This window comes from Kitasatospora sp. NPDC008050, assembly GCF_042957465.1.
Taxonomy (GTDB): Bacteria; Actinomycetota; Actinomycetes; order Streptomycetales; family Streptomycetaceae; genus Kitasatospora.
The window spans coordinates 118,232-141,782 of the sequence record NZ_JBIBIJ010000017.1 but is presented as its reverse complement, the minus strand read 5'-3'; the positions used below and the strand labels follow the sequence as shown (position 1 = coordinate 141,782).

The window sequence follows — 23,551 nt, the reverse complement described above, 5'->3', positions numbered from 1 at the left end:
CGCATCCGTCAGGCGGTGCGGCGCAGCAGCGCCAGGTACATCGCGTCCGTCCCGTGCAGGTGCGGCCAGAGCTGGATGTCCGGCCCCTCCCCCAGCGCCGGCACGCCGGGCAGCAGCGGTCGGGCGTCCACCCACTCGACGTCCCCGCGCCCGCGCAGCACGTCGTCCACCACGGCCCGGGTCTCCGCCAGGTGCGGCGAGCAGGTCGCGTAGCCGACCACGCCACCGACCCGGACCGCGTCGAGCGCCGAGCGCAGCAGGTCGCGCTGGAGCGTGCCGAAGCCGGCCACGTCCTCGGGCCGCCGGCGCCAGCGGGCCTCGGGCCGCCGGCGCAGCGCGCCCAGACCGGAGCACGGCACGTCCACCAGCACCCGGTCGAAGCTGCCGGGCCGCCAGGCGGGCTTGGTCCCGTCGGCGGTGATCACGGTGTACGGGCCGGGGTTGCCGTCCAGCGCGCGGGCCACCAGCCGGGCCCGGTGCGGCTGCCGCTCGGAGGCGACCAGGGCGGCACCGCGCCGGGCGGCCAGCGCGCCCAGCAGCGCGGCCTTGCCGCCCGGTCCCGCGCAGCCGTCCAGCCAGAGCCGGTCCGGGCCGTCCACCGGGGCCGCGGCCAGCGCGAGGGCGACCAGCTGGCTGCCCTCGTCCTGGACACCGGCCTGGTTCTGCTGGATCGCCGGCAGCGAGCCGGGGTCACCGCCCTCGGCCAGCCGCACCGCGTACGGGGACCAGCGCCCGGGCAAGCTGTCCGGCAGCTCGGCGGAGAGCTGCTCGGTGGCGATCCGCCCGGGGCGCGCCACCAGGGTGACCTCGGGGCGCTCGTTGTCGGCCCGCAGCAGCTCTTCGACGGCGGCCCGCCCAGCGGCACCGGGCTGCCAGCGGCCGAGTGAGTCCCAGAGCGCGGCGACCACCCAGCGCGGGTGGGAGTGGACCACGGCCAGGTGGTCCTCGGCGTCCTCCTCGTACGGCGGGGCGACCTGGGCGATCCACGCCTCCAGGTCCTGCGCACTGATCCGGCGCAGCACCGCGTTGACGAACTTGGCCCGCCCGTCGCCGATCTCCGCCCGGGCGAGCTCCACGGTGGCCGAGACGGCGGCGTGGCTGGGGATCCGGGTGGTCAGCAGCTGGTGCGCGCCGAGCGAGAGCACGTCCAGCACCGGCGGGTCCACCTCGCGCAGCGGCCGGTCGATGCAGGCGGCGATGATCGCGTCGTAGGTGCCCTGCAGGCGCAGCGTGCCGTAGACGAGTTCGGTGGCGAGCGCGGCGTCGCGCCGGTCCATGCCCTTCTGCTCGGCCTCGCGCAGCAGCGAGGGCAGGATCAGGTTGGCATAGGCGTCCCGCTCGTCGACGGCACGCAGGGCGCGGAAGGCGACGCTGCGCGCCGGGTCCTTCTTGGGACGGCGGTGCGGGCGGGGGGCGCGCTTGGCGGGCTTCGACGCGGGGGTGCTCATGAGGACCTCAAAAGTGCTACGGGGATATCAGAAACAGTAACGCCGGATCGCACCGGCAGGCGGCCGGGCAGTGCCCGGCCGCCGCGCGGCCCTCAGCCGCCGAGCAGTTCGCCGCTCTCGATCCGCACCCCGCGCGCCCAGTCCGCGGCCCGCATCGGCTTCTTGCCCTGCGGCTGGACCTCGCCCAGCTCGACCTCGTGGCTGCCGGTGCCGACCCGCACCGCGTTCTTGCTCACCGCGAGTTCGCCGACGGCCAGCTCCGCGCTGCCGGCCAGCAGCTTCACCGGTCCGGAGAGCTTGAGCCGCTCGCCGCGGAAGGTGGTCCACGCCCCGGGCGCGGGCGCGCAGCCGCGCACCAGGCGGTCGATCGCCAGGGCGGGGTGGCGCCACTCGATCCGGGCGTCCTCGACGTTGATCTTCGGCGCCAGGGTGATCCCTTCGCCCGGCTGCGGGACGGCGATCAGGCTGCCGTCCTCGATGCCGTCCATGGTGGCGGTGAGCAGGCCGGCGCCGGCCCGGGCCAGCCGGTCGAGCAGCTCACCGCTGGTGTCGCTGGGGCGGATGTCCTCGGTGATCACGCCGAAGACCGGGCCGGAGTCCAGACCGCGCTCGATCCGGAAGGTCGAGGCGCCGGTCACCTGGTCGCCGGCGAGCACCGCGTGCTGCACGGGGGCGGCCCCGCGCCAGGCCGGCAGCAGCGAGAAGTGCAGGTTGACCCAGCCGTGTGCGGGGATCTCCAGGGCCGGCTCACGCAGCAGCGCGCCGTAGGCGACCACCGGGCAGCAGTCCGGGGCCAGCTCGGCCAGCCGCGCCAGGAACTCGGGCTCGCTCGGCTTGGCCGGCTTGAGCACCTCGATGCCGGCCTCCGCCGCCCGCTGGCCGACGGGGCTCGCGACCAGCTTGCGTCCGCGCCCGGCGGGGGCGTCGGGACGGGTGACCACCGCGATCACCTCGTGCCGCTCCGAGGCGAGCAGCGCCTCCAGCGCGGGGACGGCGACCTCGGGGGTTCCGGCGAAGACAAGACGCAAGGCAGTAATCCTTCGGATCGGTTCGGATCAGTGGAGGCGGATCAGTGGAGACGGAGAGCGGCGTTCAGCGGATCGGCCCGAAGGTGCTGTGGGGCGATATCCGCACCTCGGGCGCCGGGCCGTCGCCCCACTCGGCCTCACGGATCGCCCGCAGTGCCTCCTTGCGGGTCTCCCGGTCCAGCCGGTCGATGAAGATGATCCCGTCCAGGTGGTCGGTCTCGTGCTGGATGCAGCGGGCCAGCAGCTGGGTGCCCTCGACGGTCACCGGGTCGCCGTACTCGTTGAAGCCGCGCGCCACCACGCCGAACGCCCGCTTGGTGTCGAACCGCAGCCCGGGCAGCGACAGGCAGCCCTCGGGGCCGTCCTGCTCCTCCTCGGTCAGCGACAGGTCGGGGTTGATCAGGTGACCGGTCACGCCGTCCACGTGGTAGGTGAACACCCGCAGCGAGATGCCGAGTTGTGGCGCGGCCAGGCCGGCGCCGGGGGCGTCGAGCATGGTCTCGGTCAGGTCCTTGACGAGAGTGCGCAGTTCCTTGTCGAAGGTGGTCACCGGCTGCGCCTTGGCGCGCAGGACCGGGTCACCGAAGATCCGGATCGGCTGGATCGCCACGGCGGCGGGCTCCTTCTCAGGTCGAGGTCTCAGGTCGGTGTCTCAGGTCGGTGTCTCAGGACGGCGTTCACGCGGACAGCACGTCAGTCTATGCGGCGCGGCCGGGAGGCCGGATCCCGCCTCCCGGATCCCGGAACGCACTCACGCGTGACCCCGGACCCCGCTTCGGCGTTGGTCAAAAGAGATTGACCGTGAGTTTCACCGGGCCGGCGCGAGGCCCCATCATTTGCACGGAAGGTGGCCTGAGCACGATGGCCGAGCAGATCAACCACGACACCCGGGCACGGGCGAGTCTGCACCTGCTGGTGCGCGACATCGAGCGGGTCCGCCGCCAGGTCGACGCCCTGCGTACCCTCACCGCCCAGTTGGGCAACGTCTACCGGCCCCGGCGGCCCAGCAGTTCGGGTGGCTTCGTGGTGTACGGGCGGGCGCCCGCCCCGACCGTGCGCCTGGCCCAGGAGCTGCGCGAGAGCGTGGAGACCCTGGTGGCGGCGGCGGTGGAGTTCGACCGGGCGCTCGGCTTCTCCTGGGACTCGGTGGGCTCCGCCCTCGGGGTGACCAAGCAGGCGGTGCACCGCAGGTACGGGATGCGCCGCTCGGCGACCGAGCTGCTCGGCGCGGCGGCGGCGAGCGGGGTGCCCGGCGGTTCGGCGCCACTGGGCGCCACGCTGCCCGCCCCGGCCGCACCGCGCGACGACCTGCGCGCGGAGGAGACCCCCGCCCCGGCGAACCAGGCCCCGGCCGCCGCGCCGCTCGCCCGCTCCGTCCCGGCTGCCCGCCAGGGCGGCCTCGACCGGCCCGGCGTGCCCCTGCGCGGCTGACCTGCCACGGCCTGACCCCGCACCACCTGACGCCCAGTCACCCAGGCACCCAGTCACCCCGTCACCAACTCGCCTCACGTCGGCGCTACGACCGAGCCCCAGTGCGCAGGAAGTCGGCCTCCCCGACTTCCTGCACCCCGGGCCCCGCCCCCTGAGCGCCCGCCCGTCACCCGATGTCGGTCGGATCGATCCGCACCTTCACCGGCTCCGCCCCCCGCAACGCGACCCGCGCGATCTGCGCCGCCTTCAGCGCCGCCGTCAGCGCCCCGCCCTGCCCGGGGCGCACCCGCAGCAGCGCACGCTCCTGTTCCTGACCGCGCAGCGGCGGCAGCGGCACCGGACCGAGCAGGTCCGCCCCCTCGGGCAGCCGGGTGAGCCCGAGCAGATCGGCCACCGCAGCGGGCGTCCCGCTGACCGAGGCCATCCGGGAGACCGGCGGGAAGCCCAGCTGCGCCCGCTCCGCCAGCTCCAGGTCCGCGTGCCCGGCCGGGTCCCAGCGCACCAGCGCCTGCACCGGCCGCGCGGTGGGCTCGGCCACGACCACCACCAGACCGCCCTCGGTGGCCGGACGCACCAGCGCGGCCGCCGCCAGCCACAGCCGCAGCGTCTCCTCACCGGAGCGCAGGTCGGGCCGGCTGAGCAGGGCCCACCCGTCCAGCAGCAGCGCGGCCGCGTATCCGCCGCCCTCGGCCACCGGCTCGGCCCCGGGCGTGGAGATCACCAGCGCCGGCTCGGCCGGCACCCCGCCCAGCACCGCGTCCCGGCCCGAGGTCCGCACCGGGATCCCGGGGAACGCCTTGCCCAGCTCCTCGGCCGTCCGCCGGGCGCCCACCACCTGCGCGCGCAGCCGGAACGAGCCGCACTCCTCGCAGTGCCAGTCCAGCGCGGCGACCCCGCACCAGGCGCACTGCAGCGCCTCCCCCGCGCCGACGGCCTCCAGCGGCCCGGCACAGTGCGCGCAGCGCGCCGGGGTGCGGCAGCGCCCGCAGGCCAGCCGCGGCACATAGCCGCGGCGCGGCACCTGGACCAGCACCGGCCCGCTGCGCAGCGCCTCGCGCGCCGCCTGCCAGGCCACCGAGGGCAGCCGGGCGACCTGCGCGGCGGCGTCCCTGGCCTGGTCGGCCTCACCGACGGTGCGCACCCGCGGCGCGACCTCGCGCACCACCGCGCGGTCGGCGGCCAGCGGGCGCGCCCAGCCCGTGCGCAGCAGCTGCGCGCTCTCCACCGTCATCGCGAGCCCCCCGACCAGCACGGCGGCCCCCTCCTCGGCGGCACGCAGCAGCGCGACCTCGCGCACATGCGGATGGGGTGCCCGCGGATCGCTGTGGCTGCTGTCGCCGTCCGACCAGACCACCAGCAGGCCCAGGTCGTGCACGGGCGCGAAGACGGTGGCCCGGGTGCCGAGCACCGCGCGCACCGAACCCCGGCTGACGGCAAGCCAGTTGCGGTAGCGCTCCTTGGGGCCGAGATCGGCGGTGAGCACCGCGTGGTGCCCGGGCCCGCCGAGCAGCTCGGTGAGCGCCGCGTCCACCCGGGCCACCGCCCGCCCGTCGGGCAGCACCACCAGCGCGCCGCGCCCGCCGGCCAGCGTGGCAGCCACCGCCAGCGCGATCTCCCGCGGCCAGCTCGGCCCGGGCAGCGCCGTCCAGACCGCGCGCGGAGTGTGCCCGGCCTTCAGTGCGGCCAGGAACTCGGGCCCCTGCGGATAGCGCTGCCAGCTGTCGGCGGCCGGTGCGGCGGGCGGCGGCAGCGGGGCCGGCGAGGCCTGAGCCTCCGCCTTGGCGTGCCTCGGCGGCACGGCGAGCTGCAGCACGTCGGCCAGGGTGCCGGCGTAGCGGTCGGCGATGGTGCGGCTGAGCTTCAGCAGGGCCGGTGTCAGCACCTGTTCGGCGGAGAGCACCTGGGCCAGCGGGGCGAGCGGCCCGCGGTAGTCGCTGCTCGCCAGCCGCGCGACGATGAACCCGTCGTGCAGCTCGCCGCCCTCACGCCGGCCCGCGGCGCTGACCCGGGCACCGAACCGGACCCGGACCCGGACACCCGGCTGGGCGGCCTCGGCCATCGCGAGCGGCACGGCGTAGTCGAAGAACTGGTCGAGGTGGAGCAGGCCCTTGTCGACCACCACCCGGGCCACCGGCAGCTCCTCGGCCAGGTGCGCACCGTGCCAGGTGCGCGGCTTGGCCCGGCGCACCGTCTCGCGGATCAGCGCCAGCTGCTCCGGCGGCCCGCCCGGGGGCGTGTCGTCGCTGCTCATGGGCTCGCCGGCCCCCTTTCCCGTGCCGCCACCGTGGATCACCCGGGTCCAGTGGTACCACGCGACACGGACAGACCGCGGCGGCGGCGCCCACCCGATGGATGGACGCCGCCGCCGCGGTCGGCGCGAAGGGCTCACCGGCCCCCGCGTGGTGCTGGGCGTCAGGCCCCGACAGCCGCCTTCAGCTGCTCGGCGCGGTCGGTGCGCTCCCAGGTGAAGTCCGGCAGCTCGCGGCCGAAGTGGCCGTAGGCGGCGGTCTGGGAGTAGATGGGCCGCAGCAGGTCCAGGTCGCGGATGATGGCGGCCGGACGCAGGTCGAAGACCTGGGTGACGGCTTCCTGGATCTTCAGCACCGGGGCGGTCTCGGTGCCGAAGGTCTCCACGAACAGACCCACCGGCTCGGCCTTGCCGATCGCGTACGCGACCTGCACCTCGGCGCGGGTGGCCAGGCCCGCCGCGACGATGTTCTTGGCGACCCAGCGCATCGCGTAGGCGGCCGAGCGGTCGACCTTGGACGGGTCCTTGCCGGAGAACGCGCCGCCACCGTGGCGGGCCATGCCGCCGTAGGTGTCGATGATGATCTTGCGGCCGGTCAGACCGGCGTCGCCCATCGGGCCGCCGATCTCGAAACGACCGGTCGGGTTGACCAGCAGGCGGTAGTTCGAGGTGTCGATGTCCAGGCCGGTCAGCACCGGCTCGACGACGAACTCGCGGATGTCGGGCGCCAGCAGCGAGTCCAGGTCGATGTCACTGGCGTGCTGGGTGGAGACCACCACGGTGTCGACCCGCACGGCCTTGTCGCCGTCGTACTCGATGGTGACCTGGGTCTTGCCGTCGGGGCGCAGGTAGGGGATGGTCCCGTTCTTGCGCACCTCGGTCAGCCGGCGCGCCAGGCGGTGCGCCAGGGTGATCGGCAGCGGCATCAGCTCGGGGGTGTCGTCGCACGCGTACCCGAACATCAGGCCCTGGTCGCCGGCGCCCTGCCGGTCCAGCTCGTCGTCCTCGCCGTCGACCCGGTGCTCGTGGGCGGTGTCCACGCCCTGCGCGATGTCCGGCGACTGCGAGCCGATCGAGACCGAGACGCCGCAGGAGGCGCCGTCGAAGCCCTTCTTCGAGCTGTCGTACCCGATCTCCAGGATCTTCTCGCGCACCAGCTGCGCGATCGGCGCGTACGCCTTGGTGGTGACCTCACCGGCCACGTGCACCTGGCCGGTGGTGATCAGCGTCTCGACGGCGACCCGGGAGGTCGGGTCGTCCTTGAGCAGGGCGTCGAGAATGGTGTCGCTGATCTGGTCAGCGATCTTGTCGGGGTGTCCCTCGGTCACGGACTCCGAGGTGAACAGGCGGCGAGACACAGCGCTCCCTGGGGTTGCAGCGGCTGCTGACTGAATGCCCCCGATCGAAGGGCATCCGGAAAGACTTGATGTTCTGGAGTGTAACGGTCGGCTATCGACCTTCGACACTCCTTTCACCGATTCATGGACGCTGCGTCTCACTTGGTGGGCGCGCCAACCATCGGCCCACCGCCTGGCCGACCGGCGGGCCGAGCGTCTGCGCGGTCGAACAGGTGCGCCAGATCACGCCACCCGGCCCGGCTCCGCTCAGGGCTGCCCGGCGCCGCCCAGCCGGGCCGCGACCAGATCCCAGATCGCGTCGGCCAGGTCCTCCTTCGGCCCCGGCGCGATCGGGTGCTCCGAGCCGTCGGCGCCCAGCACCACGGCCTCGTTGGTGTCGGCCCCGAAGCCCTTGGCCTCGCCGACCTCGTTGACGACCAGCAGGTCACACCCCTTGCGCGCGAGCTTGGCCCGGCCGTTGGCGAGCACCTGGTCGGTCTCGGCGGCGAAGCCCACCACCAGTTGCCCCGGACGGGCCCGGTGGGCGGACAGCTCCGCCAGGATGTCCGGATTGCGGATGAGGGCGACGGGCGCGGGCTCCACGCCGTCCCGCTTCTTGATCTTCACCGCCGCGTACTCGGCCGGCCGGAAGTCGGCCACGGCCGCGGCCATCACCACCACATCCGCCTCGGCCGCCGCCTTCACCGCCGCCTCGCGCAGCTCCAGCGCGGTGGTGACCTTGATCACATCGACCCCGGCCGGGTCCGGCAGCCCGACGTTGGCGGCCAGCAGCGTCACCCGGGCGCCGCGCGCCGCGGCGGTGACGGCCAGCGCGTAGCCCTGCTTGCCGGAGGAGCGGTTGCCCAGGTAGCGCACCGGGTCCAGCGGCTCGCGGGTGCCGCCGGCCGAGACCACCACATGACACCCCGCCAGGTCGGGCCCCGCCGCACCGCGGGCCAGCACCCGGCGGCAGGCGGCGAAGATCGCGTCCGGGTCGGGCAGCCGGCCCTTGCCGGTGTCCGCCCCGGTCAGCCGGCCCACCGCCGGGTCCAGCACGATCGCGCCGCGCCGGCGCAGGGTGGCCACGTTCTCCTGGGTGGCCGGGTGCTCCCACATCTCGGTGTGCATCGCCGGGGCGAAGACCACCGGGCAGCGCGCCGTCAGCAGGGTGTTGGTCAGCAGGTCGTCGGCCAGGCCGTGGGCGGCCTTGGCCAGCAGGTCAGCGGTGGCCGGCGCCACCACGACCAGGTCGGCCTGCTGCCCGATCCGCACGTGCGGGACCTCGTGCACCCGCTCCCAGGTCTCGGTGGCGGCCGGCCGGCCGGAGAGCGCCGCCCAGGTCGCCTCCCCCACGAAGTGCAGCGCCGCCGCCGTGGGCACCACGGTGACCTGGTGACCGGACTCGCTGAAACGCCGCAGCAGCTCGCACGCCTTGTAGGCGGCGATGCCACCGCTCACACCGAGGACCACCCGGGGCTGGCTCATGGGACTCCGTTCACTCAAGAGATGCGTGTTCACCTTAGACCGAGCGGCACGTTGGACCGACCGGCAGACAGGGCACGCAAAAGGGCCCGCCGGACGAATCCGGCGGGCCCTTTCACACAGTCACGTCACGCGGCGTCGACGGCCTCGGCCGTGAGCATGCCCGCGTTGATCTCGCGCAGCGCGATCGACAGCGGCTTCTCGTGCACGTGGGTGTCGACCAGCGGGCCGACGTACTCCAGCAGACCCTCGCCGAGCTGCGAGTAGTAGGCGTTGATCTGACGCGCGCGCTTGGCGGCGTAGATCACCAGGCTGTACTTGGAGTCCGTGGCCTCAAGCAGCTCGTCGATCGGCGGGTTGATGATGCCCTCGGGCGCGGTCATAGAAGAGGACACGCGAAAACCTTCCGAAAGGGTGGAAAAAACAGAACCCTGATAACCGGATCCCCTGCCGCCGATCATGTGCGATCGCTAGCAGAAGAACATCGGATCAGTCTACACCGAGCAAGGCTAGCAGCTCGGTCGCCACCTGCTCGACCGAGGTGTTCACCAGCGTGGTGTCGAACTCCGGCTCGGCGGCCAGCTCGACCTTGGCGGCGGCCAGCCGCTCGTCGATCACCGCCTGGGCCTCGGTGCCGCGCCCGGTGAGCCGGCGGACCAGCTCCTCCCAGCTCGGCGGAGCCAGGAAGACCAGCTGCGCCTCCGGCATCGACTCCCGCACCTGGCGGGCGCCCTGCAGGTCGATCTCCAGCAGCACGGGCTCGCCGCGTTCCAGCTTGGCCTCGACGGCCGCGCGCGGGGTGCCGTACTTGTTGCCGGCGAAGACGGCCCACTCCAGCAGTTCGCCGTTCGCGACCATCTTGTCGAACTCGTCGCTGTCGACGAAGTGGTAATGGACCCCGTCCTTCTCGCCGGGCCGCGGGTGCCGGGTGGTCGCCGACACCGAGAGCCAGACCTCGGGGTGCTGTTGCCTCATATGAGCGACGACCGTGCTCTTGCCGACCCCCGAAGGGCCGGAGAGCACGGTCAGCCGCGGACGTTCACTCATGCACCGATTATCCCGGATCCTGGACGGACCCGGGACCACCCGGCGCCGAACCGGCGCGCGTCAGGACGACGCGGCGCCGAACTCCCGCTCCAGCGCGGAGATCTGGTTCGTGCCGAGACCACGGACCCGGCGACTCTCACTGATGCCGAGACGCTCCATGATCTGCTTGGCGCGGACCTTGCCGACGCCCGGAAGGCTCTCCAGCAGTGCGGAGACCTTCATTTTGCCGATGACATCGTTGTCCTCTTTGCCGGACTTGATGACCTCGTGCAGGGAGGCTCCCGAGTGCTTGAGCCGGTTCTTCACCTCGGCGCGCTCCTTGCGAGCCTCGGCGGCCTTGGCCAGCGCGGCGGAGCGCTGTTCAGGGGTAAGGGGCGGAAGAGCCACGCCGTTCACCTCAGGGTCTGGAAGGAAATGAAGTGCTAGGACATTGGTCGAACCAGGCGCCTGCCACAGCCCGTTCGGGCTGCGACCGCAGTGCAACCCAGCCGCTCTGACCTGCGAGAGCAACGAGAATCGCACCACCGAGGGCACCTACCGCCGGACACTACCCGTATTGCGCGCCCACGTCAGGAAAAGAAGCCGAAAAGTCCTGGTCAGCACAGGTAGGCCAGGACTTTTCGGGAGAAAACGGCCCGGTTTGGGCCCTCATGGTCAAGCGAGTGTGACAGCCCTCACATCGTCGACGAAGCGCTGTGCGGCCTCCCGCAGTGCTGTCACGGAGGGTCCGTGCTTGAGTACGTCGCGACTCACGCTCGGCACCACGTCGGGCACCGAAGCACCGAAGACCCGCGGCAGGTCGGCCATCGTCGCGCCCTGGGCGCCGATCCCCGGGGCCAGCAGCGGTCCGTTGATGGCCAGTTCCACCCCCGCGTCGGCCAGCGTGGCACCGACCACCGCACCGAAGGAGCCGAGCGGCCGGGCGTCGGCGTTCTCCGCGGCCAGGTGCCGCAGCACCTGCTGGGCCACGCTGACGTTGTTCGCACCCATCGCGCGCTGCACCTCGAAACCCTCGGGGTTGGAGGTCAGGGCGAGCGCGAAGATGCCACAGCCGTGCTCGCGGGCCAGATCCAGGGCCGGGCGCAGCGAGCCGAAGCCCAGGTAGGGGCTGACCGTGAGGGCGTCGGAGAACAGCGGGCTGTCGGGCAGCAGGAACGCCTCGGCGTAGGCCGCCATGGTGGAGCCGATGTCGCCGCGCTTGGCATCCATCAGCACCAGCGCGCCGGCCGCCCGGGCCTCGGCCACGGTCCGCTCCAGGACGGCGACGCCCTTGCTGCCGAACCGCTCGAAGAAGGCGGCCTGCGGCTTGAGCACGGCCACCCGGTCGGCGAGCGCCTCGACCACGGTGCGACTGAAGGTTTCCAGGCCCGCCAGGTCGTCGCCCAGGCCCCAGGCGGAGAGCAGGGCGGCGTGCGGGTCGATGCCCACGCAGAGCTGGCCGCGGTCGTCCATGGCGTGGCGCAGCCGGGCGCCGAAGGGAGCGAGGGTCATGAGGGCCTTTCGGTGGGAGAGGGCCGGCGGGGCGAGCCCGCGGGCGAGGAGGGGCGGTGGGCGTACCCCACCGCATCGGTGTACTTGGCGAAGCCGCGGATCGCGAGTTCGGCGCGCAGCTCGGCGAGGATCCGCTGGGGCGCGGCCGGGTCCTGGAAGAGCGCGGTCCCCACGGCCACCCCGCTGGCGCCGGCCAGGGTGAACTCCAGCGCGTCGCGCCCGCTGCGGATGCCGCCCATGCCCAGGATCGGCACGCGCGGGATCCGGCCGGCCAGCATCGCGGCGTGCACCTCGTGGACGCAGCGCAGCGCGATGGGCCGCAGCGCGGGCCCGGAGAGGCCGCCGGTGCCGCCGGCCAGCGCGGGGCGCATCGTGTCCAGGTCGATGGCCAGGCCGAGCGAGGTGTTGATCATCGACAGACCGTCGGCCCCGGCCTGCACGCAGGCGGCCGCGATCTCGGTGATCGAGGTGACATCGGGGGAGAGCTTGGCGTAGACCGGCAGCTCGGCGTCGGCGATCTTCCGCACCGCGCGCACCACGTCGTAGGAGGTGGCGGGGTTGCGGGCGAAGACCAGGCCGCGGTCGGCCACGTTGGGGCAGGAGATGTTGAGTTCGAGCCCGACCACGCCTGGCTGCCCGTTCAGGCGCTCGGCGGTCTCGGTGAACTCCTCCAGCCGCTCCCCCGCGATCGACACCAGCACCCGGGCGCCGCGCTCGGCCAGCCAGGGCAGTTCGTGGCGCACGAAGTGCTCGATGCCCGCGCCCTGCAGACCGATCGCGTTGAGCATGCCGGAGGGCGTCTCGGCCAGCCGCGGGGTGGCCTGTCCGGAGCGCGGGTACGGCATGATCGTCTTGGTGGTGACGGTGCCCAGCGCGTCCAGCGGGACGAACCGGGCCAGCTCCCGCCCGTAGCCGGCGCAGCCGGAGGCGGTGCTGAGCGGGTTGGGCAGGGTGAGGGTGCCCAGCGGGGCGCTGAGATCCACGTCCTGGGGGTCGATGCCTTCGGGGTCGATGGCCCGGGGTTCGAGTCGTGCCGTCATCGGAGCCCTCCTCCCATCGCGGCGGCGCCCTCCAGGTCGTCGGGGACGCTGCCGATGTCCGCCCAGCGCACTCTGGCCCCGTCGAAGACCGGCCCCTCGGTGCAGGAGCGGACGAACCGGCTGCGCCCGTCCTCGCCGACCACCGGCAGCACGCAGGTCATGCAGATGCCGACCCCGCAGGCCATCGCCTCCTCGACCGCGGTGTGCACCCGCACCTCGTGCGCGACGGCGATCTCGGTGACGGCCCGCAGCATCGGCATCGGCCCGCAGGCGTAGAGCACGGTGGCCCCGATCGCCCGGATCGCCTCGGCCAGCGGGTCGGTGACCCGCCCGGCCAGCCCGGTCGAGCCGTCCTCGGTGAGCAGCAGCACGTCCTGGGTGAGCGCGCGCGCCTGCTCGACGCCGTAGAGCCCCTCGGTGCCGGCCGCACCGAGGACGAAGCCGATCCGCCCGCCGCGCCGCCGGATCTCGGCGCCCAGCGCGAAGAGCGGCGCGCTGCCGTAGCCGCCGGCCACCAGCAGGGCGCTGACCGGCTGCTCGGGCAGCGGGAAAGGGGTGCCCAGCGGGGCGATCAGGTCGAGGTGCTCGCCCACCCGGGCGCCGGCCAGCTCCCGGCTGCCCGCCGCCCGCGGGGCGATCACCAGCTCGACGGTGCCGCTGTGCGGGTCGGCCCGGTGGATCGCGAAGGGCCGGCGCAGCACCAGCGCCGAGCTGGGCCCGCCCACCGCCAGGGTGGCGAAGTGGCCGGGCCGCACCCGTTGCGGTACCCCTGGCGCGTGCAGCACCAGGCGGTGGTAAGCCCCTTCGGAGTGGTTGGCGAGCACCTCGGCCCGCAGCTGCAGGGGGTTGGCCATGGTCAGGCCCCTTTCGACCGCTCTGGCTGCTTCTGGGTTGGCTGGCTCCCGGAACTCTCCCAAACCAGGCTGTCGGCTGTCACATCCCCCCGATTTATGACATACCGTCAGATTTTCGTACTGAAAGAGGGGCCCTGTTGGCGGGCCCGCTCGTTCAGGCCGCCGATCCCACGGCCTCCGCCAGGCTCTTGAAGCCCGCGCGGCGCAGCCGCAGGCTCAGGCCCTTGTGCACCCGGCGCATCCAGAACGGCCCCTCGTAGATGAAGGCGCTATAGCCCTGCACCAGGTCGGCCCCGGCGATGATCCGCTGCCAGGCGTCCTCGGCGGTCTCGATCCCGCCGACCGAGACCAGCGTGAGACGCCCGTCCGTCCGCTTGCGCAGCCGCCGCAGCACCTCCAGCGAGCGCTCCTTCAGCGGCGCCCCGGAGAGCCCGCCCATGCCGATCTCCTCGATCCGGGCGGCCGGCTCGCGCAGCCCCTCGCGGCCGATCGTGGTGTTGGTGGCGATGATGCCGTCCAGGCCCAGTTCGAGCGCCAGGTCGGCGACCGCGTCCACGTCCTCGTCGGCCAGGTCGGGCGCGATCTTCACCAGCAGCGGCACGTGGTGCGGGGTGGACCGGTCGGCGGCCTGGCGCACGGCGCTCAGCAGCGGGCCCAGGTGCGAGACGGCCTGCAGGTTGCGCAGCCCCGGGGTGTTCGGCGAGGAGACGTTGACCACCAGGTAGTCCGCGTACTTGGCCAGGCGCTCGGTGCTCTTGACGTAGTCGGCCACCGCGTCGGCCTCCTCGACCACCTTGGTCTTGCCGATGTTGACGCCGACCACCGGCGAGAGCGAGCCGCGCTGACGCTGCGCCAGGCGGGCCGCGATCCGGGTCGAGCCCTGGTTGTTGAAGCCCATCCGGTTGATCAGCGCACGGTCGTCCACCAGGCGGAACAGCCGCGGCGTCGGGTTGCCGGGCTGCGGCTCACCGGTCACCGTGCCGATCTCCACGTAGTCGAAGCCGAGCATCGCCAGACCGTCGATGCCGACCGCGTTCTTGTCGAACCCGGCGCCCAGGCCGAACGGGCCCGGCAGGTCCAGGCCGAGCGCGGTGGTGCGCAGCGCCTTGTCGCGCGGGGCCAGCACCAGGGCGACCAACTGCCGCAGGCCCGGCACCGAGGCGGCCAGCCGGATCCAGAAGAACGCCAGGTGGTGGGCCTTCTCGGGGTCCATCTTCCGGAAGACCAGATTGAACAGCAGCTTGTACACAGGTGGCTCCTCGCATGGCTGTGGGGGGCACCGAGGCACGGTGCCCCCCACACAGGATCGCGTTACTGGCGGGCGGAGTTGATCAGCGCCGCGTGCTCCTGCAGCGACATCACCCCGACGTCGCCACGGGTCAGGGCGTCGATCCCCTGGACGGCCGCACCCATCGCCTGCACGGTGGTCAGGCAGGGCACCCCGCGGGAGACGGCCGCGGTGCGGATCTCGTAGCCGTCCAGGCGGCCGCCGGTGCCGTACGGGGTGTTGATGATCAGGTCGACCTCGCCGTCGTGGATCAGCTGCACGATGGTCCGCTCGCCGTTCGGGCCCTCGCCCTCGCTGTGCTTGCGCACCAGCGTGGAGGGGATCCCGCCGCGCTGCAGCACCTCGGCGGTGCCGGCCGTGGCGAGCACCTCGAAGCCCAGCTCGACCAGCGCCCGGGCCGGGAAGACCAGGTTGCGCTTGTCGCGGTTGGCCACCGAGACGAAGACCTTGCCCTTGGTCGGCAGCGCGCCGTACGCGCCGGCCTGGGCCTTGGCGTAGGCGGTGCCGAAGACCTTGTCGATGCCCATGACCTCACCGGTCGAGCGCATCTCCGGGCCGAGCACGGTGTCCACGCCACGGCCGTGGATGTCGCGGAAGCGGCTCCACGGCATCACGGCCTCCTTGACCGAGATCGGGCAGTCGGCCGGCAGCGTGCCGCCGTCGCCCTCGGCCGGCAGCAGGCCCTCGGCGCGCAGCTCGGCGATGGTGGCGCCGAGCGAGATCCGGGCCGCCGCCTTGGCCAGCGGCACGGCCGTCGCCTTGGAGGTGAAGGGCACGGTCCGCGAGGCGCGCGGGTTGGCCTCCAGCACGTAGAGGATGTCCCCGGAGAGCGCGAACTGGATGTTGATCAGACCGCGCACCCCGACGCCCTTGGCGATCGCCTCGGTGGAGGTGCGCAGGCGCTTGATGTCGTGGCCGCCCAGCGTGATCGGCGGCAGTGCGCAGGCCGAGTCGCCGGAGTGGATGCCGGCCTCCTCGATGTGCTCCATCACGCCGCCGAGGTAGAGCTCGGTGCCGTCGTAGAGCGCGTCGACGTCGATCTCCACCGCGTCGTCCAGGAAGCGGTCGATCAGCACCGGGTGCTCGGAGATCAGACCGGCGTGCCGCTCCAGGTAGGAGGCGAGCGAGGGCTCGTCGTAGACGATCTCCATGCCGCGCCCGCCGAGCACGTAGGACGGGCGGGCCAGCACGGGGTAGCCGATCTCGTCCGCGATCGCCTTGGCCTCCTCGAAGGAGAAGGCGGTGCCGTGCTTGGGCGCCGGCAGACCGGCGTCCCGCAGCACCCGCCCGAACGCGCCGCGCTCCTCGGCCAGGTCGATCGCCTCGGGCTGGGTGCCCACGATCGGCACGCCGTTGTCCTTCAGCGCCTGCGCCAGACCCAGCGGGGTCTGGCCGCCGAGCTGCACGATCACGCCCGCCAGCGGACCGGCCTGCTGCTCGGCGTGGACGATCTCCAGCACGTCCTCCAGGGTGAGCGGCTCGAAGTAGAGCCGGTCGGAGGTGTCGTAGTCGGTGGAGACGGTCTCCGGGTTGCAGTTGACCATGACGGTCTCGTAGCCGGCGTCGGCGAGCGCGAAGGAGGCGTGCACGCAGGAGTAGTCGAACTCGATGCCCTGGCCGATCCGGTTCGGACCCGAGCCCAGGATGATCACCGCGGGCTTGCTGCGCGGGGCGACCTCGCTCTCCTCGTCGTAGGAGGAGTAGAAGTACGGGGTCCTGGCGGCGAACTCGGCGGCGCAGGTGTCGACCGTCTTGAAGACCGGGCGGATGCCGAGCGCGTGGCGCACCTCGCGGACCACGTCCGGCTTCAGGCCGCGGATCTCACCGATCTGCTGGTCGGAGAAGCCGTGCCGCTTGGCGTGGCGCAGCAGCTCGGCGTCGAGCTTGTCGCTCTCGGCCAGCTCGACGGCGATCTCGTTGAGCAGGAAGAGCTGGTCGACGAACCACGGGTCGATCCGGGTGGCCTCGAACACCTCCTGCTGGGTGGCGCCGGCCCGGATCGCCTGCATCACGGTGTTGATCCGGCCGTCGGTGGGCACCTGGGCCAGGGTCAGCAGCTCGGCCTTGTCCCCCACCTCGCCGATCCAGGTGAACTGCGAGCCCTTCTTCTCCAGCGAGCGCAGCGCCTTGTTGAGCGCCTCGGGGAAGTTGCGGCCCAGCGCCATCGCCTCGCCGACCGACTTCATGGTGGTGGTCAGCGTGGCGTCCGCGCTCGGGAACTTCTCGAAGGCGAACCGCGGGACCTTGACCACCACGTAGTCGAGGCTCGGCTCGAAGGAGGCCGGGGTCTCCTCGGTGATGTCGTTGGGGATCTCGTCGAGCGTGTAGCCGACGGCCAGCTTGGCGGCGATCTTGGCGATCGGGAAGCCGGTCGCCTTGGAGGCCAGCGCCGAGGAGCGGGAGACCCGGGGGTTCATCTCGATCACGATGACGCGGCCGTCGACCGGGTTGATCGCGAACTGGATGTTGCAGCCGCCGGTGTCGACGCCGACCTCGCGGATGATCGCGATGCCGATGTCACGCAGCGTCTGGTACTCGCGGTCGGTGAGCGTCATGGACGGCGCGACCGTGATCGAGTCGCCGGTGTGCACGCCCATCGGGTCGAAGTTCTCGATCGAGCAGACCACCACGACGTTGTCGTTGCGGTCGCGCATCAGCTCCAGCTCGTACTCCTTCCAGCCGAGGATGGACTCCTCCAGGAGCACCTCGGTGGTCGGCGACAGCGCCAGGCCCTGACCGGCGATCCGGCGCAGGTCCTCCTCGTCGTGCGCGAAGCCGGAGCCGGCGCCGCCCATGGTGAAGGAGGGGCGGACCACGACCGGGTAGCCGCCGAGCGTCCCGACGCCCGCGAGCACCTCGTCCATCGAGTGGCAGATCACCGAACGGGCCGACTCGCCGTGGCCGATCTTGGCGTTGACGGCCTCGACCACGCCCTTGAAGAGCTGGCGGTCCTCGCCCTTGTGGATCGCCTCGACGTTGGCGCCGATCAGCTCGACGCCGTACTTCTCCAGCGTGCCGTTCTCGTGCAGCGAGATCGCGGTGTTCAGCGCGGTCTGCCCGCCCAGGGTGGGCAGGAGCACATCGGGGCGCTCCTTGGCGATGATCCGCTCGACGAACTCGGGGGTGATCGGCTCGACGTAGGTGGCGTCGGCGATCTCCGGGTCGGTCATGATCGTGGCCGGGTTGGAGTTCACCAGCACGACCCGCAGGCCCTCGGCCCGCAGCACTCGGCAGGCCTGGGTGCCGGAGTAGTCGAACTCGGCCGCCTGGCCGATCACGATCGGGCCGGAGCCGATGACCAGGACGGACTTGATGTCAGTGCGCTTCGGCACGGGTCAGCTCCCTGCGGTGGTGCGGGTCGGGGCAGCGGCGATCAGCTCGACGAAGCGGTCGAACAGGTAGGCGGCGTCGTGCGGGCCGGCCGCCGCCTCGGGGTGGTACTGCACGCTGAAGGCGGGCGTGTCCAGGCACTGCAGGCCCTCGACCACGTCGTCGTTGAGGCAGACGTGGGAGACCTCGGCGCGCCCGAACGGGGTGTCGCTCACCTGGTCCAGCGGGGCCTGGACGGCGAAGCCGTGGTTGTGCGCGGTGACCTCCACCTTGCCGGTGGTGCGGTCCTGGACCGGCTGGTTGATGCCGCGGTGGCCGTACTTGAGCTTGTAGGTGCCGAAGCCCAGCGCGCGGCCCAGGATCTGGTTGCCGAAGCAGATGCCGAAGAACGGGGTCTTGCGGCTCAGCACCTCGCGCAGCACCGCGACCTGGTGGTCGGCGGTGGCCGGGTCGCCAGGGCCGTTGGAGAAGAAGACACCGTCGGGCTGGACGGCGTAGATGTCCTCGGCCGTCGCGTTCGCCGGCAGCACGTGCACCTCGATGCCGCGCTCGGCCATCCGCTGCGGGGTCATCGCCTTGATGCCGAGGTCGACCGCGGCCACGGTGAACTTCTTCTCACCGATCGCCGGGACGATGTACGGCTCGGTGGTGGCCACCTCGGCGCACAGGTCGGCGCCCTTCATCTCCGGTGCCCGGAGCACCCGGCTCAGCAGCTCGGCCGGCTCGGCCAGCGCCGGTCCGGAGAAGATGCCCACCCGCATCGCCCCGCGCTCGCGCAGGTGTCGGGTGAGCGCGCGGGTGTCGATGCCGCTGATGCCGACCACGCCCTGCTCGATCAGCTCGGCGTCCAGCGAGCGCTGCGAGCGCCAGTTGGACGGGACCCGGGCGGGGTCGCGCACCACGTAGCCGGCCACCCAGATGCGCTTGGACTCCGGGTCCTCGTCGTTGACGCCGGTGTTGCCGATCTGCGGGGCGGTCATGACGACCACCTGACGGTGGTAGGAGGGGTCGGTGAGGGTCTCCTGGTAGCCGGACATGCCGGTGTTGAAGACGGCCTCGCCGAAGGTCTCGCCGATCGCGCCGTACGCCTGGCCGCGGAAGGTGCGACCGTCCTCGAGCACCAGCACGGCGGGCACGCGGTCGCGCCAGGGGCGCGGCGCGGTGGGGGCAGGTGCGGTCATCGTGTTACGCCTTCCGTCTTCGTCGTACCGGCCGTGGCCGGCCGTGTTGCAAGTTCTGCGATCGCGGTGACCCAGGCCGCGTGGTCGTCCGGGTGGTCCAGCCGGAAGCCGGAGTCCAGCTCGGTGCCGGCCTCCCCGTGGGGGCCGGCCAGTCGCCAGCCGACCACCAGCAGGCCGGCGGGGACCACCTTGCCGGCGATGCCGGAGTCCGTCCGGGCGCCGGTCAGGTCCTCGGCGGGCAGCCAGAGGTCCGGCCGGCCCGGGCGGCGGACCAGCAGTCCGCGCTCGGTGAGGGTCAGGTCGGCCAGGCTGCGGGCGCCCAGACCGTGCGCCACCACCCGCTCCAGCCAGCTCCCGGCGAGGGTGCTGCCGTGGTAGCGGCCGCTGCTCTCCAGGATGGGCGTGCCGGTCTCGCCCGGCACAGCGGGGAGCTGGGCCAGGTCGGACTGCAGGGTGCGCCGCCAGTTCCAGCCCTGGCGCATCAGCCAGTAGACGACCGCGATCACGATCAGCAGGCCGACCGACCAGCCGATGTAGTTCGGCCAGTCGTGCACCTTGGCCTTCTCCATGGCCAGCAGGGTGGGTACCGCGCTCATGCGAGCTCGCCCTGCTCGACCAGCTCGCCGGCCAGGACGGTGGCCACCCCGCGCAGGAAGGTGGCGTGCACCCGGCCGGGCAGGTCCAGCCCGCGGTAGGGGGTGTTGCGGCTGCGGGAGGCGAAACTGTCCGGATTCACGCTGCCACGGTACGCGGGATCGAACAGCACCAGGTTGGCCGGCTCACCGACCGAGACGGGCCGGCCGTGACCGCTGAGCCGGCCGATCCGGGCGGGGCGGTGCGACATCCGGTCCGCCACGCCCTCCCAGGTCAGCAGGCCGGTGTCGACCATCGCCTGCTGGACCACCGAGAGCGCGGTCTCCAGGCCCACCATGCCCATCGCGGCGGCGGCCCACTCGCAGTCCTTGTCCTCCGCGGGGTGCGGGGCGTGGTCGGTGGCGACCGCGTCGATGGTGCCGTCGGCCAGCGCGGTGCGCAGCGCGTGCACGTCCTCGGCGGTGCGCAGCGGCGGGTTGACCTTGTAGACCGGGTCGTAGCTGCGCACCAGCTCGTCGGTGAGCAGCAGGTGGTGCGGGGTCACCTCGGCGGTGACGTTCCAGCCCTTGGCCTTGGCCCAGCGGATGATCTCCACCGAGCCGGCCGTGGAGACGTGGCAGACGTGCAGGCGCGAGCCGACGTGCGCGGCGAGCAGCACGTCGCGGGCGATGATCGCCTCCTCGGCCACCGCCGGCCAGCCGCCGAGCCCGAGCTCGCCGGAGACCTGGCCCTCGTTCATCTGGGCGCCCTCGGTGAGCCGGGGCTCCTGGGCGTGCTGGGCCACGACGCCGTCGAAGGCCTTCACGTACTCCAGCGCGCGGCGCATGATCACCGCGTCGTCCACGCACTTGCCGTCGTCGGAGAAGACCCGCACGCCGGCGGCCGAGTCGTGCATCGCACCGAGCTCGGCGAGCTTCTTGCCCTCCAGGCCCACCGTGACGGCGCCCACCGGCTGCACGTCGCAGTAGCCGGAGGCCCGGCCGAGCCGCCAGACCTGCTCGACCACGCCCGCGGTGTCGGCCACCGGGAAGGTGTTGGCCATCGCGTGCACGGCCGTGTAGCCGCCCTTGGCCGCGGCCTGGGTGCCGGTCAGCACGGTCTCGGCGTCCTCGCGGCCCGGCTCGCGCAGGTGGGTGTGCAGGTCGACCAGGCCCGGCAGGGCGATCAGGCCGTGCGCGTCGATGTCGACGTCGGCCTCGGCGGTCAGGCCGGTGCCGATCTCGCTGATCACACCGTCGGTGATCAGGATGGACTGCGCGGGGCCGCCGAGGAGCTGGGCGTTGCGAATCAGGTAGCTGGTCACTGGGCGGCCTCACTGGTTTCGGTGCGGGGGGCGTCGGTGGGACCGTCGTTGAAGACGGCGCCGCCGAGCAACAGGTACAGGACGGCCATCCGGATCGAGACACCGTTGGCGACCTGCTCGACGGCGGTGCAGCGCGGGGAGTCGGCCACCTCGGCGGTGATCTCCATGCCGCGCACCATCGGCCCGGGGTGCATGACGATGGCGTGCTCGGGCAGCTTGGCCATCCGCTGGGCGTTCATCCCGTAGCGGCGCGCATACTCGCGCTCGGTGGGGAAGAACGCGGCGTTCATCCGCTCGCGCTGGACGCGCAGCATCATCAGCGCGTCGGTCTTGGCGAGCGCGGCGTCCAGGTCGTAGCTGACCTCGCAGGGCCAGTTCGGGATGCCGATCGGCAGCAGGGTGGGCGGGGCCACGAAGGTGACCTGCGCGCCGAGCGTCTGCAGCAGCAGCACGTTGGAGCGGGCCACCCGGCTGTGCAGCACGTCGCCGACGATGGTGATCCGGCGGCCGCTCAGGTCGTTGCCCAGGCCCGGGTTGAGATGGCGGCGCATGGTGAGCGCGTCCAGCAGGGCCTGGGTGGGGTGCTCGTGGGTGCCGTCGCCGGCGTTGATCACGCTGCCGTGCAGCCAGTCGGACTGGGCCAGGCGGGCCGGCGCGCCGGAGGCGTGGTGGCGGATCACGACGGCGTCGGCGCCCATCGCCTGCAGGGTCAGCGCGGTGTCCTTGAGGCTCTCGCCCTTGGAGACCGAGGAGCCCTTGGCGGCGAAGTTGATGACGTCGGCGCTCAGCCGCTTCTCGGCGACCTCGAAGGAGGTCTTGGTGCGGGTGGAGTCCTCGAAGAAGAGGTTGACGACGGTGCGGCCGCGCAGCGTGGGGAGCTTCTTGACGGCCCGTCCGGAGAGCTGGGCCAGCTCCTCGGCGGTGTCCAGGATCAGCAGCGCGTCGTCGCGGCTGAGATCGGCGGCGGAGACGAGGTGGCGCTTCACGGGACCATTACTCCGAAATCTGGGGGTCCGGGCGGTTCGGGTTGGCGAGTGCCTGCGAGCTGCGGGCGGCGTAGTCGCGGTCACCGACCAGGACGGCGTCCTGCCCGTCGGCGTCGGCGAGCCGGACCTGGACCGCCTCACGCAGCGAGGTCGGCAGGTTCTTGCCCACGTAGTCGGCACGGATCGGCAGCTCGCGGTGGCCGCGGTCGACCAGGACGGCCAGCTGCACGGCCCGGGGGCGGCCGATGTCGCCCAGCGCGTCGAGCGCGGCGCGCACCGTGCGGCCGGAGAAGAGCACGTCGTCGACGAGGATCACCAGGCGGCCGTCGACGCCGCCGGCCGGGATCTCGGTGTGCTCCAGCGCCCGGGCGGGCTTGAGCCGCAGGTCGTCGCGGTACATGGTGATGTCCAGCGTGCCGAGCGGGATCTCGCGCCCGGTGATCTGGATCAGCTTGGCGTGCAACCGGCGGGCGAGGTGGACACCGCGAGTGTGGATGCCGAGCAGGACGACGTCCTCGGCGCCCTTCGCGCGCTCCACGATCTCGTGCGCGATCCGGGTGATCACCCGGGAGATGTCGGCGCCGTCCAGCACCTGGTGCGGCGGACGCGGAATGTCGGTCTGTGGTGTGGTCATGCCGAAGCGGACCTCCTTCCCCGCCTCACGGGACGGGTCTTAAAGGATGTCGGGAGTGGCCGCCGGGTCGCACCCGGAGCCGTGCCCATGCTACCAGGGCGATCATGGGCCGCCCGCCATCCGTCGTGTCGTGTTCACGCAGAGGTAGCAGACCATTCGCACGACTGCCCCATTCGGCTTGACGCAGCTACCTTACTCTACGTAACCTCACAGTGAGTTACGGAACAGACGTCGAACCCACCGGTAGGACGCTCTTTGGGAGACGGGATCATCCCCACTCCCCCGTGACCGTCATGATCAAGAAATTCTCGTCCGGGGAGAACAATGTCCAGCGACTACGCGAAGCAGCTCGGAGGAAAACTCCGCGCTATCCGCACTCAGCAGGGTCTCTCCCTGCACGGTGTCGAGGAGAAGTCCCAGGGACGCTGGAAGGCGGTCGTCGTCGGCTCCTACGAGCGTGGCGACCGTGCTGTGACGGTGCAGCGGCTGGCCGAACTGGCCGAGTTCTACGGTGTCCCGGTGCAGGAGCTGCTTCCGGGCGGCACGCCGGGCGGTGCGGCCGAGCCGCCGCCGCGCCTGGTGCTGGACCTGGAGAGACTGACCCAGGTCCCCTCCGAGAAGGCCGGCCCGCTGCAGCGCTACGCGGCCACCATCCAGTCCCAGCGCGGGGACTACAACGGCAAGGTGCTCTCGATCCGCCAGGACGACCTGCGCACGCTGGCCGTGATCTACGACCAGTCGCCGTCCATCCTCACCGAGCAGCTGATCAGCTGGGGTGTGCTCAACTCGGACGCTCGTCGCGCGGTGCGCGACGAGGACGCGAGCTGAG

Annotated in this window: 21 protein-coding genes; 2 read left to right on the top strand and 19 right to left on the bottom strand. The window is 72.4% G+C overall.

The window, feature by feature from the left end; genetic code table 11:
* Window positions 1-8: 8 nt before the first annotated feature.
* From ACFZB9_RS28240 to def, 3 genes are all read right to left on the bottom strand, one after another.
* Window positions 9-1,448, bottom strand: coding sequence for an RsmB/NOP family class I SAM-dependent RNA methyltransferase (locus tag ACFZB9_RS28240; RefSeq protein WP_391451742.1), 1,440 nt, complete (start codon window positions 1,446-1,448; stop codon window positions 9-11).
* Between the two features lie 92 nt (window positions 1,449-1,540).
* A complete protein-coding gene (gene fmt / locus ACFZB9_RS28235) occupies window positions 1,541-2,476 on the bottom strand; it encodes a methionyl-tRNA formyltransferase (protein WP_391451740.1) in 936 nt (311 codons plus the stop codon).
* Between the two features lie 64 nt (window positions 2,477-2,540).
* Entirely contained in the window at window positions 2,541-3,086 is a 546-nt protein-coding gene (gene def, locus ACFZB9_RS28230) for a peptide deformylase (RefSeq protein WP_391451738.1), read from the bottom strand.
* 251 nt (window positions 3,087-3,337) lie between these two features.
* Between def and ACFZB9_RS28225 the strand changes: the two genes are divergently transcribed.
* The gene (locus ACFZB9_RS28225) at window positions 3,338-3,907 is read left to right on the top strand and encodes a hypothetical protein (protein WP_391451736.1); all 570 of its coding nucleotides are present in this window, start codon (window positions 3,338-3,340) and stop codon (window positions 3,905-3,907) included.
* A 166-nt stretch (window positions 3,908-4,073) separates the two neighbouring features.
* Here the strand turns inward: ACFZB9_RS28225 and ACFZB9_RS28220 are convergent, their stop codons facing one another.
* From ACFZB9_RS28220 to pyrR, 16 genes are all read right to left on the bottom strand, one after another.
* On the bottom strand, window positions 4,074-6,158 hold the full coding sequence (locus ACFZB9_RS28220) for a primosomal protein N' (RefSeq protein ID WP_391451735.1): 2,085 nt from the start codon (window positions 6,156-6,158) through the stop codon (window positions 4,074-4,076).
* A gap of 161 nt (window positions 6,159-6,319) precedes the next feature.
* Window positions 6,320-7,513 (bottom strand): methionine adenosyltransferase, encoded by a 1,194-nt coding sequence (gene metK, locus ACFZB9_RS28215; RefSeq protein WP_391451734.1) that lies wholly within the window; start codon window positions 7,511-7,513, stop codon window positions 6,320-6,322.
* Between the two features lie 246 nt (window positions 7,514-7,759).
* Complete coding sequence (gene coaBC / locus ACFZB9_RS28210; RefSeq protein ID WP_391451732.1) at window positions 7,760-8,977, bottom strand: bifunctional phosphopantothenoylcysteine decarboxylase/phosphopantothenate--cysteine ligase CoaBC; 1,218 nt, start codon at window positions 8,975-8,977, stop codon at window positions 7,760-7,762.
* Window positions 8,978-9,102: 125 nt separating this feature from the next.
* A complete protein-coding gene (gene rpoZ, locus ACFZB9_RS28205; RefSeq protein WP_035840778.1) occupies window positions 9,103-9,369 on the bottom strand; it encodes a DNA-directed RNA polymerase subunit omega in 267 nt (88 codons plus the stop codon).
* Between the two features lie 94 nt (window positions 9,370-9,463).
* A complete protein-coding gene (gene gmk, locus ACFZB9_RS28200) occupies window positions 9,464-10,021 on the bottom strand; it encodes a guanylate kinase (protein WP_391451730.1) in 558 nt (185 codons plus the stop codon).
* 60 nt (window positions 10,022-10,081) lie between these two features.
* Window positions 10,082-10,408: an integration host factor, actinobacterial type gene (gene mihF / locus ACFZB9_RS28195; RefSeq protein ID WP_391451729.1), complete on the bottom strand. Its 327-nt coding sequence runs from the start codon at window positions 10,406-10,408 to the stop codon at window positions 10,082-10,084.
* Between the two features lie 267 nt (window positions 10,409-10,675).
* Entirely contained in the window at window positions 10,676-11,512 is an 837-nt protein-coding gene (pyrF, locus tag ACFZB9_RS28190; RefSeq protein WP_391451728.1) for an orotidine-5'-phosphate decarboxylase, read from the bottom strand.
* On the bottom strand, window positions 11,509-12,552 hold the full coding sequence (locus tag ACFZB9_RS28185) for a dihydroorotate dehydrogenase (protein WP_391451726.1): 1,044 nt from the start codon (window positions 12,550-12,552) through the stop codon (window positions 11,509-11,511). The genes pyrF and ACFZB9_RS28185 overlap by 4 nt, the downstream gene beginning before the upstream one ends.
* Window positions 12,549-13,406, bottom strand: a complete 858-nt coding sequence (locus tag ACFZB9_RS28180; protein WP_391451724.1) for a dihydroorotate dehydrogenase electron transfer subunit — start codon at window positions 13,404-13,406, stop codon at window positions 12,549-12,551. The genes ACFZB9_RS28185 and ACFZB9_RS28180 overlap by 4 nt, the downstream gene beginning before the upstream one ends.
* Window positions 13,407-13,560: 154 nt before the next feature.
* Window positions 13,561-14,655, bottom strand: coding sequence for a quinone-dependent dihydroorotate dehydrogenase (locus tag ACFZB9_RS28175; RefSeq protein WP_391451723.1), 1,095 nt, complete (start codon window positions 14,653-14,655; stop codon window positions 13,561-13,563).
* Between the two features lie 62 nt (window positions 14,656-14,717).
* The gene (gene carB, locus ACFZB9_RS28170) at window positions 14,718-18,026 is read right to left on the bottom strand and encodes a carbamoyl-phosphate synthase large subunit (RefSeq protein WP_391451721.1); all 3,309 of its coding nucleotides are present in this window, start codon (window positions 18,024-18,026) and stop codon (window positions 14,718-14,720) included.
* 3 nt (window positions 18,027-18,029) lie between these two features.
* Window positions 18,030-19,205, bottom strand: coding sequence for a glutamine-hydrolyzing carbamoyl-phosphate synthase small subunit (gene carA, locus ACFZB9_RS28165; RefSeq protein WP_391451719.1), 1,176 nt, complete (start codon window positions 19,203-19,205; stop codon window positions 18,030-18,032).
* Window positions 19,202-19,801, bottom strand: a complete 600-nt coding sequence (locus ACFZB9_RS28160; protein ID WP_391451717.1) for a hypothetical protein — start codon at window positions 19,799-19,801, stop codon at window positions 19,202-19,204. The genes carA and ACFZB9_RS28160 overlap by 4 nt, the downstream gene beginning before the upstream one ends.
* Window positions 19,798-21,102 (bottom strand): dihydroorotase, encoded by a 1,305-nt coding sequence (locus ACFZB9_RS28155; protein ID WP_391451715.1) that lies wholly within the window; start codon window positions 21,100-21,102, stop codon window positions 19,798-19,800. The genes ACFZB9_RS28160 and ACFZB9_RS28155 overlap by 4 nt, the downstream gene beginning before the upstream one ends.
* Complete coding sequence (locus ACFZB9_RS28150) at window positions 21,099-22,088, bottom strand: aspartate carbamoyltransferase catalytic subunit (protein ID WP_391451713.1); 990 nt, start codon at window positions 22,086-22,088, stop codon at window positions 21,099-21,101. Before ACFZB9_RS28150 ends, ACFZB9_RS28155 begins: the two co-directional genes overlap by 4 nt.
* Before the next feature lie 7 nt (window positions 22,089-22,095).
* A complete protein-coding gene (gene pyrR / locus ACFZB9_RS28145) occupies window positions 22,096-22,722 on the bottom strand; it encodes a bifunctional pyr operon transcriptional regulator/uracil phosphoribosyltransferase PyrR (protein ID WP_391451712.1) in 627 nt (208 codons plus the stop codon).
* A gap of 324 nt (window positions 22,723-23,046) precedes the next feature.
* Between pyrR and ACFZB9_RS28140 the strand changes: the two genes are divergently transcribed.
* Window positions 23,047-23,550, top strand: a complete 504-nt coding sequence (locus ACFZB9_RS28140; protein ID WP_327065685.1) for a transcriptional regulator — start codon at window positions 23,047-23,049, stop codon at window positions 23,548-23,550.
* The last annotated feature ends 1 nt before the right edge of the window (window position 23,551 follow it).

Coding starts and splice junctions, on each gene's coding strand:
- carA (WP_391451719.1), bottom strand. CDS start 19,205: ATGACCGCACCTGCCCCCACCGCGCCGCGCCCCTGGCGCGACCGCGTG.
- ACFZB9_RS28185 (WP_391451726.1), bottom strand. CDS start 12,552: ATGACGGCACGACTCGAACCCCGGGCCATCGACCCCGAAGGCATCGAC.
- ACFZB9_RS28140 (WP_327065685.1), top strand. CDS start 23,047: ATGTCCAGCGACTACGCGAAGCAGCTCGGAGGAAAACTCCGCGCTATC.
- coaBC (WP_391451732.1), bottom strand. CDS start 8,977: ATGAGCCAGCCCCGGGTGGTCCTCGGTGTGAGCGGTGGCATCGCCGCC.
- gmk (WP_391451730.1), bottom strand. CDS start 10,021: ATGAGTGAACGTCCGCGGCTGACCGTGCTCTCCGGCCCTTCGGGGGTC.
- ACFZB9_RS28160 (WP_391451717.1), bottom strand. CDS start 19,801: ATGAGCGCGGTACCCACCCTGCTGGCCATGGAGAAGGCCAAGGTGCAC.
- pyrF (WP_391451728.1), bottom strand. CDS start 11,512: ATGACCCTCGCTCCCTTCGGCGCCCGGCTGCGCCACGCCATGGACGAC.
- ACFZB9_RS28180 (WP_391451724.1), bottom strand. CDS start 13,406: ATGGCCAACCCCCTGCAGCTGCGGGCCGAGGTGCTCGCCAACCACTCC.
- pyrR (WP_391451712.1), bottom strand. CDS start 22,722: ATGACCACACCACAGACCGACATTCCGCGTCCGCCGCACCAGGTGCTG.
- ACFZB9_RS28220 (WP_391451735.1), bottom strand. CDS start 6,158: ATGAGCAGCGACGACACGCCCCCGGGCGGGCCGCCGGAGCAGCTGGCG.
- ACFZB9_RS28225 (WP_391451736.1), top strand. CDS start 3,338: ATGGCCGAGCAGATCAACCACGACACCCGGGCACGGGCGAGTCTGCAC.
- ACFZB9_RS28240 (WP_391451742.1), bottom strand. CDS start 1,448: ATGAGCACCCCCGCGTCGAAGCCCGCCAAGCGCGCCCCCCGCCCGCAC.